Source organism: Actinomadura chokoriensis (genome assembly GCF_039529475.1).
Lineage (GTDB): Bacteria > Actinomycetota > Actinomycetes > Streptosporangiales > Streptosporangiaceae > Spirillospora > Spirillospora bangladeshensis.
This window is the reverse complement of sequence record NZ_BAAAMW010000007.1, coordinates 38519-51128: the sequence shown is the minus strand read 5'-3', so window position 1 is coordinate 51128 and position 12610 is coordinate 38519. Positions and strand designations below refer to the sequence as shown.

General features: G+C 76.4%; 14 protein-coding genes. 4 read left to right on the top strand and 10 right to left on the bottom strand.

What is annotated here, in order from left to right; translation table 11 throughout:
• Positions 1–106 precede the first annotated feature (106 nt).
• Positions 107–622 carry a MarR family winged helix-turn-helix transcriptional regulator gene (locus tag ABFX46_RS17130; protein ID WP_346043273.1) on the top strand — a complete coding sequence of 172 codons (516 nt, stop codon included), beginning with the start codon at positions 107–109 and terminating at the stop codon, positions 620–622.
• Here the strand turns inward: ABFX46_RS17130 and ABFX46_RS17125 are convergent.
• From ABFX46_RS17125 to ABFX46_RS17110, 4 genes are read right to left on the bottom strand one after another with little or no spacing between them, the layout of a single operon-like run.
• Positions 574–1305 carry a sirohydrochlorin chelatase gene (locus tag ABFX46_RS17125; RefSeq protein ID WP_346043272.1) on the bottom strand — a complete coding sequence of 244 codons (732 nt, stop codon included), beginning with the start codon at positions 1303–1305 and terminating at the stop codon, positions 574–576. The two genes, ABFX46_RS17130 and ABFX46_RS17125, sit on opposite strands and share 49 nt — an antisense overlap.
• Positions 1298–2488, bottom strand: coding sequence for a uroporphyrinogen-III synthase (locus ABFX46_RS17120; protein WP_346043270.1), 1191 nt, complete (start codon positions 2486–2488; stop codon positions 1298–1300). Before ABFX46_RS17120 ends, ABFX46_RS17125 begins: the two co-directional genes overlap by 8 nt.
• Positions 2472–2864 (bottom strand): nitrite reductase small subunit NirD, encoded by a 393-nt coding sequence (gene nirD / locus ABFX46_RS17115; protein ID WP_346043269.1) that lies wholly within the window; start codon positions 2862–2864, stop codon positions 2472–2474. Before nirD ends, ABFX46_RS17120 begins: the two co-directional genes overlap by 17 nt.
• A 56-nt stretch (positions 2865–2920) precedes the next feature.
• Complete coding sequence (locus ABFX46_RS17110) at positions 2921–4999, bottom strand: molybdopterin oxidoreductase family protein (RefSeq protein WP_346043268.1); 2079 nt, start codon at positions 4997–4999, stop codon at positions 2921–2923.
• A 297-nt stretch (positions 5000–5296) separates the two neighbouring features.
• On the opposite strand from ABFX46_RS17110, the gene ABFX46_RS17105 reads away from it, so the two are divergent.
• On the top strand, positions 5297–5791 hold the full coding sequence (locus ABFX46_RS17105) for an NUDIX domain-containing protein (protein ID WP_131943197.1): 495 nt from the start codon (positions 5297–5299) through the stop codon (positions 5789–5791).
• A 33-nt stretch (positions 5792–5824) separates the two neighbouring features.
• On the opposite strand, the gene ABFX46_RS17100 is transcribed toward ABFX46_RS17105, so the two are convergent.
• Positions 5825–6073 (bottom strand): hypothetical protein, encoded by a 249-nt coding sequence (locus ABFX46_RS17100; protein WP_131943198.1) that lies wholly within the window; start codon positions 6071–6073, stop codon positions 5825–5827.
• 195 nt (positions 6074–6268) lie between these two features.
• Here ABFX46_RS17100 and ABFX46_RS17095 point away from each other — a divergent pair, with 195 nt between their 5' ends.
• Positions 6269–7606, top strand: a complete 1338-nt coding sequence (locus ABFX46_RS17095; protein ID WP_346043266.1) for a nitrate/nitrite transporter — start codon at positions 6269–6271, stop codon at positions 7604–7606.
• Here the strand turns inward: ABFX46_RS17095 and ABFX46_RS17090 are convergent.
• Positions 7567–8265, bottom strand: a complete 699-nt coding sequence (locus ABFX46_RS17090; protein ID WP_346043264.1) for a maleylpyruvate isomerase N-terminal domain-containing protein — start codon at positions 8263–8265, stop codon at positions 7567–7569. The genes ABFX46_RS17095 and ABFX46_RS17090 overlap by 40 nt on opposite strands.
• A gap of 182 nt (positions 8266–8447) precedes the next feature.
• A complete protein-coding gene (locus ABFX46_RS17085; protein WP_346043262.1) occupies positions 8448–8864 on the bottom strand; it encodes a plectin in 417 nt (138 codons plus the stop codon).
• Between the two features lie 117 nt (positions 8865–8981).
• Between ABFX46_RS17085 and ABFX46_RS17080 the strand changes: the two genes are divergently transcribed.
• Entirely contained in the window at positions 8982–9548 is a 567-nt protein-coding gene (locus ABFX46_RS17080) for a TetR family transcriptional regulator (RefSeq protein WP_346043260.1), read from the top strand.
• 37 nt (positions 9549–9585) lie between these two features.
• Here the strand turns inward: ABFX46_RS17080 and ABFX46_RS17075 are convergent, their stop codons facing one another.
• Genes ABFX46_RS17075 through ABFX46_RS17065 form a run of 3 tightly spaced genes read right to left on the bottom strand, consistent with a single transcriptional unit; the run spans position 9586 to position 12412 of the window.
• A complete protein-coding gene (locus tag ABFX46_RS17075) occupies positions 9586–10242 on the bottom strand; it encodes a LutC/YkgG family protein (protein WP_346043259.1) in 657 nt (218 codons plus the stop codon).
• On the bottom strand, positions 10239–11648 hold the full coding sequence (locus ABFX46_RS17070; protein WP_346043704.1) for a lactate utilization protein B: 1410 nt from the start codon (positions 11646–11648) through the stop codon (positions 10239–10241). Before ABFX46_RS17070 ends, ABFX46_RS17075 begins: the two co-directional genes overlap by 4 nt.
• Positions 11649–11683: 35 nt before the next feature.
• On the bottom strand, positions 11684–12412 hold the full coding sequence (locus ABFX46_RS17065) for a (Fe-S)-binding protein (protein WP_346043257.1): 729 nt from the start codon (positions 12410–12412) through the stop codon (positions 11684–11686).
• Positions 12413–12610: the final 198 nt, after the last annotated feature.

Genomic DNA, 12610 nt, shown 5'->3' with positions numbered 1-12610 from the left:
CCTCGCATGGACGCGCACCCGTTTCTTGGGCCATCCAACGGTAGGAGTACCCTATCTCTCACGTCAAGAGAAATAGGACGTCCCCAGCGAATCCGAGGAGCCGGACGTGACCGACCAGTCCGACCCGATGTACGACTCGCCCACCTACCTGATGTTCGAGACGGTGCGGCTCGTCCGGCGCACCGCGGCGCGGCTGCTCCCCGGCCAGCCGCGGCTGCCCCACCTGCTCGTCCTGTGGTGCGTGGCGCGGTCCGGGCCGCTGTCGCAGCGGGAGGTCGCCGAGCGGCTCCGCATGGACCCCGGCGACCTGGTCGGCATCGTGGACGCACTGGAGCGGGCCGGCCACGTCGAGCGCCGCCGCGACCCCGGGGACCGGCGCCGGTACGCGCTGGACGCCACCGAGGACGGCCGGCTGTTCCTCGGCGAGAGCCTCGACGCCCGCGTCCGCCTCAACGAGGTCCTCTTCGAGCCGCTGTCACCGGACGAGCGGCGCCTCTTCCGGGAGATGCTGCTGCGCGTCCTCGCCCACCACGACGACCGGTTCACCGCGCCGGAGCGCGCGGCGGAGGCCCGTCAGCGCGCGCAGGCCGGTTCGCCCACGCGCGACCGCGCCTCGTCGTAGCGGCGCAGCACGAGCCGCGCCGCCGCGTCGTGCGACCCGATCGGCGCGGCCACCGCGTCGGCGCCGCAGGCCCGCGCCCGGTCCAGGAAGCGGCCGGGCGCCAGCAGGTACGGCGCCACCACCACGCGCCCGGCGCCGCGCCGCCGCAGCCGCGCGACGGCATCGCCCAGCGCGGGGCCGCCCTCGGCGACGAACCCGCAGGTGACGGGCCGCCGCAGCCGCCGCGCCAGCAGCTGGGCGGCGGCCCGCACGTCGGCGGCCCCGGCCGGGTCGGCGGACCCCGCCGCGCCCAGGACGACGGCGTCCGGGCGGCGCGGCGGGATCCGGGTCCGTGCGCCCAGCCGGTCGGCCAGGACGTCCGCCAGCAGCGGGTCCGGGCCGAGCGGCCGGGAGGTCACCGCGCCGGGCAGCAGCCGCGCGGCGCGGTCGGGGATGTCGATCAGCGCGTGGTAGCCGCGCGCCAGCAGCAGCGGCACCACGACGACCGGGCCGCCGGCGAGCCCGGCCGCCGCCTCCTCCAGCGACGGGCGCGCCAGCTCCCCGTACGCCTCGGCGACCCGCAGCCCCGGCCGCAGCGCCCGCACCCGGTCCAGCAGGCTCCCGATCACGGCGGGCCCGGCCGGATCGCGGGTCCCGTGCGCGACGGCCAGCAGCGCCGGGCCCCGCCCGGCCGGGTCAGCCACCGGTGCCCGCCGCGAGCCGGTCGGCGAGGCGCGGGTCGCACGCCAGCCGGTAGCCGCGCTTGACGACCGTCTCGACGATCCCCGGCCGGCCGAGGCCGCGCCGCAGCCGCGCCACGGCCATCTCCACCGCGTGCTCGTCGGCCTGCGGCCGCGCGTCCCGGCCGCGCGCCGCGCCGGCGCCGACGGCCCGGCTCGGCAGCGCGCCGCACAGCTCCGCCCGCGACACCACGTGCCCGGGGCGGCGCGCGAGCGCCCGCAGGATCGCCATCGGCGCCGGCGCGATCGGCCGCAGCTGCCCGTCCAGCACGACGGCGTGCCCGCGCAGCTCCAGCGACGACCCGCGCACCGACAGCCGCCGCGACCGGCGCACCGGCAGCCCCGTGACCAGCGCACGGACCAGCGCGCCGAGCCGCGCCCGCTCCGGCTGGACGGTCGGGACGCCGCGCTCGGTCAGCGTCCCCGCGGTGACCGGCCCGACGCACGCCGCCACGACGTGGGTGCGCATGGCCTCCAGCAGGGCGTCCTCCAGCCCGTCCTCGGCGGCGACGGCGAGCGTCGCGCCGACCGCGGGCGCGCTGGTGAACGTGATCGCGTCGACCGTGCCGGTCACCGCCTGCCCGACGAGCCGGCGCAGCGGCGTCGGGTCCTCGGTGCGCGACCACCGGTACACCGGGATCTCGATCACCTCGGCGCCCGCCGCGCGCAGCGCCCCGGTCAGCTCCGGCTGCCGCTCCCCGTACAGCTGGACGGCGACTCGGGCGCCCGCGAGGTCGCGGCCCAGCAGGTGGCGGGCCACCTCGGCGCAGCCCTCCGACTCCGGCGACCACGCCTCCCGCAGCCCGGCGGACCGGATCGCACCGCGCGCCTTCGGGCCGCGGGCCACGATCTCGGCGCCGGCGAGCCGGGCGACGAGGGCGTCGCGCAGCCCGTGCCCGTCCGCCGTCTCCAGCCACGCCCGGAACCCGATGCCGGTCGTGACGACGACGTGGTCGAGGGGGCCGTCCGCGCACGCCCGGGTGGCCGCCAGCAGCCCGGCGTCGTCGTCGAGCGGGACGAGGCGGATGGCGGGGGCGAGCACGACCCGGGCGCCGCGCCGCTCCAGCAGCGTCGCGAGCTCCTCGTGCCGGCGGGCCGCGGTCACCCCGACCGCGAACCCGGCCAGGGCCTCACTGCCGGTGCTCATCGGCGAGCGCCACCTCCACCCGGTCCCCGGCCCGGCGGACCGCGAAGACCGGCACCGCGACCCGCGGATCGTCCAGGCACGCCCCGGTCCGCAGGTCGAACACCTGCTTGTACATGGGGGACGCGACGGTCGGCGTCCCGTCGCGGGTGCCGAGGATCCCGCGCGACAGCACGTAGGCGCCGCTGAACGGGTCGAGGTTCGACAGCGCGTGCAGGGCGCCGTCGAAGACCCGGAAGACCGCAACCTGCGTGCCGTCCACCATCGCGCAGACCCCCCGCTCGGGGATCAGGTCGGCGTAGGAGCAGATGTCGAACCAGCGGGCCGCCGGCCGGCCCGCCCGGTCCCTGGTGATCGTCGCTTCGGGTGTCGTGGTCATGTCCTGATCCTCCGTACGGGCGGTTTCGCCGCTGGGTCTCCTTTGTCACCGCCGTGTTAAAAGGGACTCACTCCCACGCGGACGGCGCACACCTTGAACTCCGGCATCCGCGACACCGGGTCCAGGGCGGGGTTGGTGAGCAGGTTCGCCCGCCCCTCCCCCGCCCAGTGGAACGGCACGAACACGGTGTCGGCGCGGACCGCCTCGGTCAGCCGCGCCCGGACGGTGACCGCGCCCCGGCGGCTCTCCACCCGCACCCGCGCGCCGTCCTCGATGCCGAGCCGCTCGGCCAGGTCGGGGTGCAGCTCGGCGAACGGCTCCGGCGCGGCCGCGGCCAGCGCCGGGACGCGGCGGGTCTGCGCGCCCGACTGGTACTGCGCGAGGACCCGCCCGGTCGTCAGGTACACCGGGTGCGCGGCGTCCACGTCCTCGGCCGGACCGCGGTGCTCGACCGGGACGAACCGGGCGCGCCCGTCCGGCGTGGGGAACCGGTCGAGATAGGGCCGCGGCGTGCCGGGGTGGCCGGGCGACGGGCAGGGCCAGAACACGCCGCCCTCGGCCTCGATCCGCGCGTAGTCGATGCCCGCGTAGTCGGCGGCGCCGCCCGCGCTGGCGCGGCGCAGCTCGCCGAACACCTCCTCCGGGTCGGCGCTCCACTCCCCCGGCGCCTTCAGCCGCTCCGCGAGCGCGGCGATGATCTCCAGGTCGGTGCGGACGCCGGCCGGCGGGCGGACGGCCCGGCGGCGCCGCAGCACCCGGCCCTCCAGGTTCGTCATCGTCCCCGACTCCTCGGCCCACTGCGCGGCCGGCAGCACCACGTCGGCGCGCCGCGCGGTCTCCGACGGGACGAAGTCGGCGACCACGAGCAGGTCCAGGGCGTCGAGCCGCTCCTGCACGCGCGCGGCGTCCGGCGCCGACACCACCGGGTTCGACCCGAACAGCAGCAGCGCCTTCGGCCCGCCGCCGGTGCCGAGCGCCGACAGCAGCTCGTAGGCCGACCGCCCCGGACCCGGCAGATCGGCGGGGTCCACGCCCCACACCGCCGCGACGTGCGCGCGGGCCGCCGGGTCGTCGATCCTGCGGTAGCCGGGCAGCTGGTCGGCCTTCTGCCCGTGCTCGCGGCCGCCCTGCCCGTTGCCCTGCCCGGTCAGGCACCCGTAGCCGGAGCCGTCGCGGCCGGGCAGCCCGAGCGCGAGCGCCAGGTTGATGAACGCGCTGACGGTGTCGGTGCCGTCCGCGTGCTGCTCGCCGCCCCGCCCGGTCAGCACGTGGGCGCGGCCGGCGCGGGCCAGCAGCCGGACGGCCTCGCGCATCGCGGGGACGGGGACGCCGGTGATGCGCTCCACGCGGTCCGGCCAGTAGGCGTTGACGACCGTCCGGACCGCGCCGAACCCGGCGGTGCGGGCGGCGATGTAGGCGTCGTCCGCCAGGCCCTCGGCGAGCGCCAGGTGCAGCAGCCCGTTGGCGAGCGCGAGGTCGGTCCCGGGCACCGGCTGCAGGTGCAGGTCCGCCTGGCGGGCGGTGGCGGTGCGGCGCGGGTCGACCACGATGAGGGCCCCGCCGCCGTCCCGCATCTCCGCCAGATGCCGCATGAACGGCGGCATCGTCTCGGCCGGGTTCCCGCCCACCAGCAGGACGGCGCCGGACGCGGCGAGGTCGGTGACCGGCCCCGGCAGCCCGCGGTCCATGCCGAACGCCCGGCCGGACGCCGCCGCGGCCGACGCCATGCAGAACCGGCCGTTGTAGTCGATCTGGGACGTGCCGAGCGCGACCCGCGCGAACTTGCCCAGCTGGTAGGCCTTCTCGTTGGTCAGGCCGCCGCCGCCGAACACCGCGACCGCGTCCGGGCCGTGCAGCGCCCGCAGCCGGGCGGCCCCGGCGGCGACGCGGTCGAGGGCCTCGTCCCAGGAGCAGGGCTCCAGCGGCGCGTCCCGGCGGCGCCGCATCATCGGCGCGGCCAGCCGGTCCGGGACGGTGAGCAGCTCCGCGGCCGTCCAGCCCTTCTGGCACAGCCCGCCGCGGTTGGCGGGCACGTCGTCGCGCGGCTCGATCCGCACCGCGCGCCCGCCGGTCCCGTGCAGGGTCATGCCGCACTGCAGGGCGCAGTACGGGCAGTGCGTGGGTGTCCCGTTCATGGGCCGAGACTCGGCGGGCGCGGTTTCGCCGCCGAGTCCCCGGTGTGACCCCGCCGTTAAATGCGGTTCACGCGGCCGCGTCCGCCGAGGTCAGGGCGCGGGCGGACACGACTCCCCGGCATGTCGCTTCCTGACGCGCACGTGTCAAGCGTTGTCGATCCCTGTCATGGGCATTTCGTCGTCTTTTACCCGATCTCCGAACGGATTCGCGGTGCCCCGCTGATCTCCCGGACGGATGCGGCCCCGCACCCGCCCCCGCCCCGACCGCCCCGCAGTGATCACGCCTAACCTCGGTACATGCCCGACCTTGCTTACTACGCCTCACTGCCGCGCGCCCGCGGCGCCGCGGCGGCCCTGCTCCTGGACGACCTCGGGCGGGTCCTGCTGGTCAAGCCCACCTACAGCGAGGGCTGGTATCTCCCCGGCGGGGTCATCGAGGCCGACGAGTCCCCGCTGTCGGCCTGCCTGCGCGAGTGCGAGGAGGAACTCGGCCTCGTCCCCCGCCTGGACGGCCTGGCCTGCGTCGACTGGGGCTCCCCGCGCGACGACGGCGTCGACGCCGTCAACGTGTTCGTCTTCGGCGGCACCATCACCGGCGCGGAGATCGCCGCGATCCGGCTGCCGCCCGAGGAGCTGTCCGACCACGTCCTGGTCGCGCCGGAGAAGATCCCCGAGCTGGCGCCGCCGCACGTCTCCCGCCGGATGGACCCCAGCCTGCGGGCCATGGCCGACGGCCGCGCCGTCTATCTCGAAGACGGCCGCGAGCAGCCCTTCGGCGCGCGCCGCGCCTGACCCGCGCCCCTGGACGGGCCCCTCGGCCCGGGGTCAGACCGGGACCGCGTCCTGGATCTGGCGGGCGCCCTCCGGGTCGACCGCCCGGGCGCAGTGCGCGCAGCAGTAGAAGTGCCCGCTCACCTCCACGCCGTGGCCCAGGATGCGGCACTGGCAGTGCTCGCAGATCGGTGCCATCCGGTGCACCGCGCACTCGAACGAGTCGAACGTGTGCACCTCGCCCTGCGCGTGCACCTCGAAGGCCATCGCGTAGTCGTTGCCGCAGACCTCACAGGTCGCCATCGGTCCTGTCTCCGTTTCCCCCGCCGCCTCGCGACCACCTGCCTACCCGGCGCGGCCCGGGTCTACCGCCCCCCGCCTCACCACCGGCGGGGACGCGCGGTGCGGCGGAGTTAGCACCCGCGTACGACCCGTCACACGCGCCCGAAACCTCGCGCTCCTACGTTCGGTCTTCCGAACCGACCTGGGAGAGCGCCGATGACCGTCACCACCCGAGCCGCGCGCGGGGAGCGCACCCGCCCGGACAAGGGCCGCTGGATCGAGGACTGGCGGCCCGAGGACCCCGCCTTCTGGACGGCGCGCGGCGCCCGGACCGCCCGCCGCAACCTGGTCCTGTCGATCTTCGCCGAGCACATCGGGTTCTCGGTGTGGACGCTCTGGTCGGTCCTCGTGCTGTTCCTCGGGCCCGCCTACGGCATCGACCCGGCCGGCAAGTTCACCCTCACCGCCGTCCCCGCCCTCGTCGGCGCGGCGCTGCGCATCCCCTACACGCTCGCCGTCGCCCGGTTCGGCGGCCGCAACTGGACCGTCTTCAGCGCGGCCCTGCTGCTCGTCCCGGCGGTCCTCGCCGCGACCCTGATCGAGCCCGGCGTCTCGTTCACCACGCTGCTGGTCCTCGCGGCCGTCGCCGGCGTCGGCGGCGGCAACTTCGCCTCCTCGATGGCCAACATCAACGCGTTCTACCCGCAGCGGCTCAAGGGCTGGGCGCTCGGCGTCAACGCCGGCGGCGGCAACCTCGGCGTCGCCGCCGTCCAGCTCGTCGGGCTGCTCGTCCTCGCCACCGCCGGCGCGGGCCACCCCCGCCTGCTCGCCGGGATCTACATCCCGCTGATCGTCCTCGCCGCCCTCGCCGCCTGGTTCCGCATGGACAACCTGGCGCGGGCGCGCAACGACCGGCGCGCGATGCGGGACGTGTGCCGCGACGCCCACACCTGGATCATGTCGGTGCTCTACATCGGCACCTTCGGATCGTTCATCGGGTTCGGCTTCGCGTTCGGGCAGGTCCTGCAGATCCAGTTCGCCGACGACTTCGCCACCCCGGCCGAGGCCGCCTGCCTGACGTTCCTCGGGCCCGCGGTCGGGTCGCTGATCCGCCCGGCCGGCGGCCGGCTCGCCGACCGGCTCGGCGGCGCCGCCGTCACCTTCTGGACGTTCGTCGCGATGGCCGCGTCCGCCGGCCTGGTGCTGGCCGCGTCGCAGCGCGGGTCGCTGCCGCTGTTCCTCACCGGCTTCGTCCTGCTGTTCGCGTGCAGCGGCGTCGGCAACGGCTCCACCTACAAGATGATCCCCGCCGTCTTCCGGGCCAAGGCCCCCGAGGACGAGGCGCGCCGGCTGTCCGGGGCGCTGATCGGCATCGCGGGCGCCGTCGGCGCGTCCGGCGGCGTCCTGGTCAACATCGCCTTCCGGCAGTCGTTCCTGGCGTCCGGGACCGGCGACGGCGCCTACCTGGCGTTCATCGCCTTCTACGCCGTGTGCTGCGTCCTCACCTGGGCGGTCTACCTGCGGCCCCGCCCGGGCAGGCTGGAGGGGGTCTGACGGGCGGCCCGCCGCCGCGCCCGCCCCGGCCGGTCGTCGCGCTCCGGCCAGCGCGGCGACCGGCCCGACGAGCGCAGCACCGCCTCCCACGGGTCGCCGGCGGCGAGCGGCAGGTGCGGGACGCCCCAGTGCCACGCCGACACCAGCAGGTCGGGATCGCGCGGCCGGTAGTCCCCGCCGGCCGCGCGGGCCATGTCCCAGGCGTGCAGGTGCCACTCCACGCACGCCGCGCCCGCGTGGTCGCCGACCGTGTACTTGGTGCCCCGGTAGATCAGGTGCGTCCGGTCCCACATGTCCGGCATCAGGTCGGCGTACGCGCCGGCCGACACCCCGAACGCCATGATCCGGTCGGGGCCGGGCTCGCGCGGCAGCACCGCGAGCTCGGTCGCGTTCTGCCGCGCCTGCTGCCGGATCAGCACCGCCGTCGCCGCGTCCTGCGCGAACAGCGTCGCGAGCCGACTGTCGGGCGCGTCCTGGAGGTACTCCAGGAAGTTCTCCGCGACGCACCGCAGATGCCCGGCGAGATCGATCAGCCGCCAGTCGGCGCAGGGCGTCGGCACGTCCCAGTCGCCGACGCGCTCCGCCAGCGCGCGGATCGCCTTCACCCCGTCCTGGTAGGACTCGAGTACGCGGCCCCGGTCAGGCGGCGTGCGCTCCACGTGACATCCCCCAACGTCCAGAGCACCGTGTGCCCTCTCCGCCGGGGCGCGTCCGCGCGCACGTCATCGACCCCGCGACGTGCGGTGGGACTCCCCCGGCGTTCCCCGAGAGGGCAGACTCTCAAAGTTCGGTGGCCGGTGCCACCCGGTGACGCTGTGTCGCCACACGTCCCGGAAACGGCTCAGCCGAGCGCGGACGGCACCGTCTTGAAGCTGAGGCGGTGCGCCTCGCGGGCCGTGCGCAGGCGGTCGACCTCGTCCGTCCACGGGCGGACGGCCGGGCGCGCCTTGGCCTTGCGGTAGGCGATCTCGGCGGCGCGGCGGGTCTTGGCGTCCTGGGTGTCGGCAGCGTAGACCCTCGGGCCCATCGCGACCCGCTCGGACGCCTCGGCGGCGGCGAGCGCCGCCGTCATCGCCCGGTCGAACGCGAGGGTCAGCACCCGCAGCTCCGGCAGGGGCGCGTCGGCGGACTGCGCGTCCCGCAGCGCCCGCTCGGCGTCGCCGGCCGCCGCGAGCCGGTCCTCGTACTCGGCGGCCAGCCGCTGGTCGGCCTCGTACGGCTCCGCGACGTCCTTGCTCACACGGCGGCCCAGCGGCATGGTGGTACTCCCTCGACGGTCGGCACTGTCCGGTCGAGGGTAAGCGTACGCGGGGTTCCGGCGTGTCGTGGCGGCGGACACCCGGCTTCGGCCCTTTACGCAGTAAGGTCGGTTCTCATGGTCCGGCAGCCCAGCATCAACGCCCAGCACCGCGCGCCGCTGTCCACCGAGCGGATCATCGAGGCGGCCCTGCACATCGTGGACGGCCAGGGACTCGGCCGCCTCACGATGCGCCGCCTCGGGGACGCCCTGGAGGTCGAGGCGATGGCGATCTACCACCACCTCCCCCGCGGCAAGGAGCAGCTCCTCGACGGCCTCGTCGCGCACGTCGCCTCCGCGCCCGCCGCCGACGCGCCGCCGCGGCGCTGGCAGGACGTCCTGCGCGGCTGGGCCGGCGACTACCGGGGCCGGCTGATGGCGCACGCCGGAGTCCTCCCCCTGGTCGTCACGCGCCGCAACCCCGCGGCGCTCACCACCACGGTCGCGTCGCTGCGCGAGGTCATGCGGCGCGGCGGCGTCGCCGACGGCGCCGCCGCCGTCGCCGCGCACACCCTGCTCGCCTACGTGATCGGCCACACCGCCCTGGAGGCGCGCGGCACCGACGAGGACGGCGCCGACCGCGCCGTCGACTGGGACGCCCGGTTCACCGCCGGCCTCGACCTCGTCATCGCCGGCGTCCGCTGACCCGCGGCCGCCCGGCGGCGGGCGCCGGGCGGGCCGGTCAGGGCGCCAGGAGGCCGTCCTCGACGACGAGGACCTCCAGATGGCGCGGGCCGTGGACGCCCTCGACCCTGCGCATCTCGATGCCGTGGGTCGCCGACGGGCCGCTGATCCAGGTGAGCGGCCGCGCCGGGTCCACCCGCGTGACCGCCTCCGGGACCGTTCCGACGATCTGGTCGGCGTGCACCACGCACAGGTGGAAGCCGGGCACGAGCGTGAGCACCCGCCTGCCCTGCCCCCGGCCGCCGTCCAGGACGACCGTGCCCGTCTGCGCGATCGCCGCCGCGCACCCGGTCACCACGGCGTCCACCCCGGCGAGGGCGCCGACGTCCAGGGGCGGGGTGTCGGCCAGGGCGCGGACGCCGTCCAGCTCGGCGAGCCACCCGTACGGCAGGTCCGCCGGGACGGCGATCTGCTTGGCCTCGCGCGCCCACAGCGCGGCGGCCACCGCGGTGCCGAGCTCGTCCGCGCCGACGTGCCGCACGGCGGCCCGGTTGTCGGCGACCCGCTCGGTGAACAGGGCGACGACGTCCGCCCGCGTCGCCGCCTCGGCCTCCGGCAGCCGGCGCGCGTAGCCGCGCGGGACCGGCGGGCGCGCGCCCCGCGCCCCGCCGAGCGCCTCCCGCACCCGCCGCAGCATCTCCTCCCGCCCGCTCACCGCCGCCTCCCGTTCCACCAGGCGCGGAAGGTCTCCGCGGGCGGCGCCGGCAGGTCGCGGGCCTCGGTCCACGTGCCGAGCAGGCCGGGCAGCCGGCGGATCCGCCCGCCGCGCGACAGCAGCCGCGCCCACCGGGTGCCGCTCCGCAGCGCGGCCTCGTGCCGGCGCGGGTCGCCCATCGTCCAGGCCAGGCCGCGCATCAGCACCATCTCCGGTGTCGGGACGGGCCGCCGGCGGCGCGACTCCACCACCTTGCCGCGCAGGTGGACCAGCACGTCCGGAATGTCGATCTTGACCGGGCAGACGTCCGCGCAGGCGCCGCAGAGCGTCGAGGCGTACGGCAGCGAGGCGGCCGCCGCGCTCTCCACCCCGCGCAGCTGCGGGGTGAGGATCGCCCCGATCGGGCCCGGATAGACCGGCCCGTACGGGCCCCCGCCCGTGCGCTCGTAGACGGGGCAGACGTTCAGGCAGGCCGAGCAGCGGATGCAGCGCAGCGCGGCGCGGCCGACCTCGTCGGCGAGGGCCCTGGTGCGGCCGTTGTCGAGCAGGACGAGGTGGAACGCGCGCGGCCCGTCACCCGGCGTCACGCCCGTCCAGGACGAGACGTACGGCGTCATCCGGTCACCGGTCGACGACCGCGGCAGCAGCTGGAGGAACACCTCCATGTCATCCCATGTCGGGACGACCTTGTCGATACCGGCGACGCAGATCAGCGTCTCCGGCAGCGTCACGCACATCCGCGCGTTGCCCTCCGACTCCACCACCACGGCCGTGCCGCTCTCGGCCACCAGGAAGTTCGCGCCGGTGATCGCGACGCCGGCGCGCAGGAACGGCTCCCGCAGGTGCGCGCGGGCCGCCGCGGCCAGGGCCTCCGGATCGTCCGGCAGACCGGCCCCGGCGGCGGGCATCGCGCGCCGGAACAGCTCCCTGATCTGCGCCCGGTCGCGGTGCGCGGCCGCGGACAGCAGATGGGACGGCTCGTCCTCGCCGAGCCGGACGACCAGGTCGGCGAGCGCCGTCTCGCGGACGGCCACCCCCATGCGGGCCAGCGCGCCGTCCACGCCGATCTCCCGGACCGCCAGCGACGCCGCCTTCACGACCTCCGCCGCCCCCGCCTCCCGCACCAGCCCGGTGACGATGCGGCGCGCCTCGGCGGCGTCCACCGCCCAGTGCACGGTGCCGCCGGCCTCGGTGACCGCCCGCTCCAGCTCCTCCAGGTGCACGTCGAGGTCGCGGAGCGCCGCCTCCCCGATGGCGCGGCCGGCCTCGCGCAGCTCCTCCCAGTCGGCCGGCTCCGCGGACGCGGCGGCCGCCCGCTCCCGCAGCACCGCGGTCGCGCCGCGCAGGGTGCGGCGCAGGCCGGTATCGGCCAGCGCGGGGCGGGCCGCGGCGGCGAACTTCGGCATCGGCAGCGGGACTGGCCCGCCCTGCGGCGCCCCGGTCACGACGGCCCCGCCGAGGCGAGGATCTCGGCCAGGTGCAGGGTGCGGACGCCGGCGCGCAGCCGCGACAGCGCCCCGCCGATGTGCGCGAGGCAGGAGTCGTCGACCGCGCACACCACGTCGGCGCCCGTGCCGCGGATGTGCCGGACCTTGTCGGCGACCATCGCGACCGACACGTCCGCGTTCTTCATCGCGAACGCCCCGCCGAACCCGCAGCACTCCTCGGCGTTGGGCAGCTCCACCAGGTCGATGCCCCGCACGGCCCGCAGCAGCCGCAGCGGCCGGTCGCCGGCCCGCAGCGTCCGCAGCGACTGGCAGGACGGGTGGTAGGTGACCCGGTGCGGGAAGTAGGCGCCGACATCGGTGACCCCGAGGACGTCCACGAGGAACTCGGTCAGCTCGTAGACGGCGAGGCCCTCGGCGGCGCGGGCCAGGCCGGGGTCGCGGGCCGCCCGCGCGAGCCGCGGGTAGGCGTCCCGGACGGCCGCGGCGCACGACGCCGACGTCGCGACCACGACGTCGCCGCCCGCGAACGCGGCCGTGTACGCGCGGGCCAGGTCGGCGGCCTCGCGGTGGTAGCCCGCCGACCAGTGGATCTGCCCGCAGCACGTCTGCCCCGATGGGAATACCACGTCATGGCCGAGGCGTTCCAAAAGGACGGTCACGGCCCTCCCCGCATCGGGGAACAGCGCGTCATCGAAGCACGCGACGGACAACGCGACCCGCATCGGCCTCACTCCCCCTACGCCCTGAGGCGTTCCCCGAGCGACATCGTAGGGGTTTCCGGCCCGTCGGCGTGTCGTTCTCCGTCCGTTATCGCGCGGGAGGGACCCTATGCCTGGCACCTCGGAGTGAGGGCGGTCACATCCGCCCGGTACTCGCGTACCAACGGACAACCGTCCCAACGGGCTATAGCCGATGGGCGC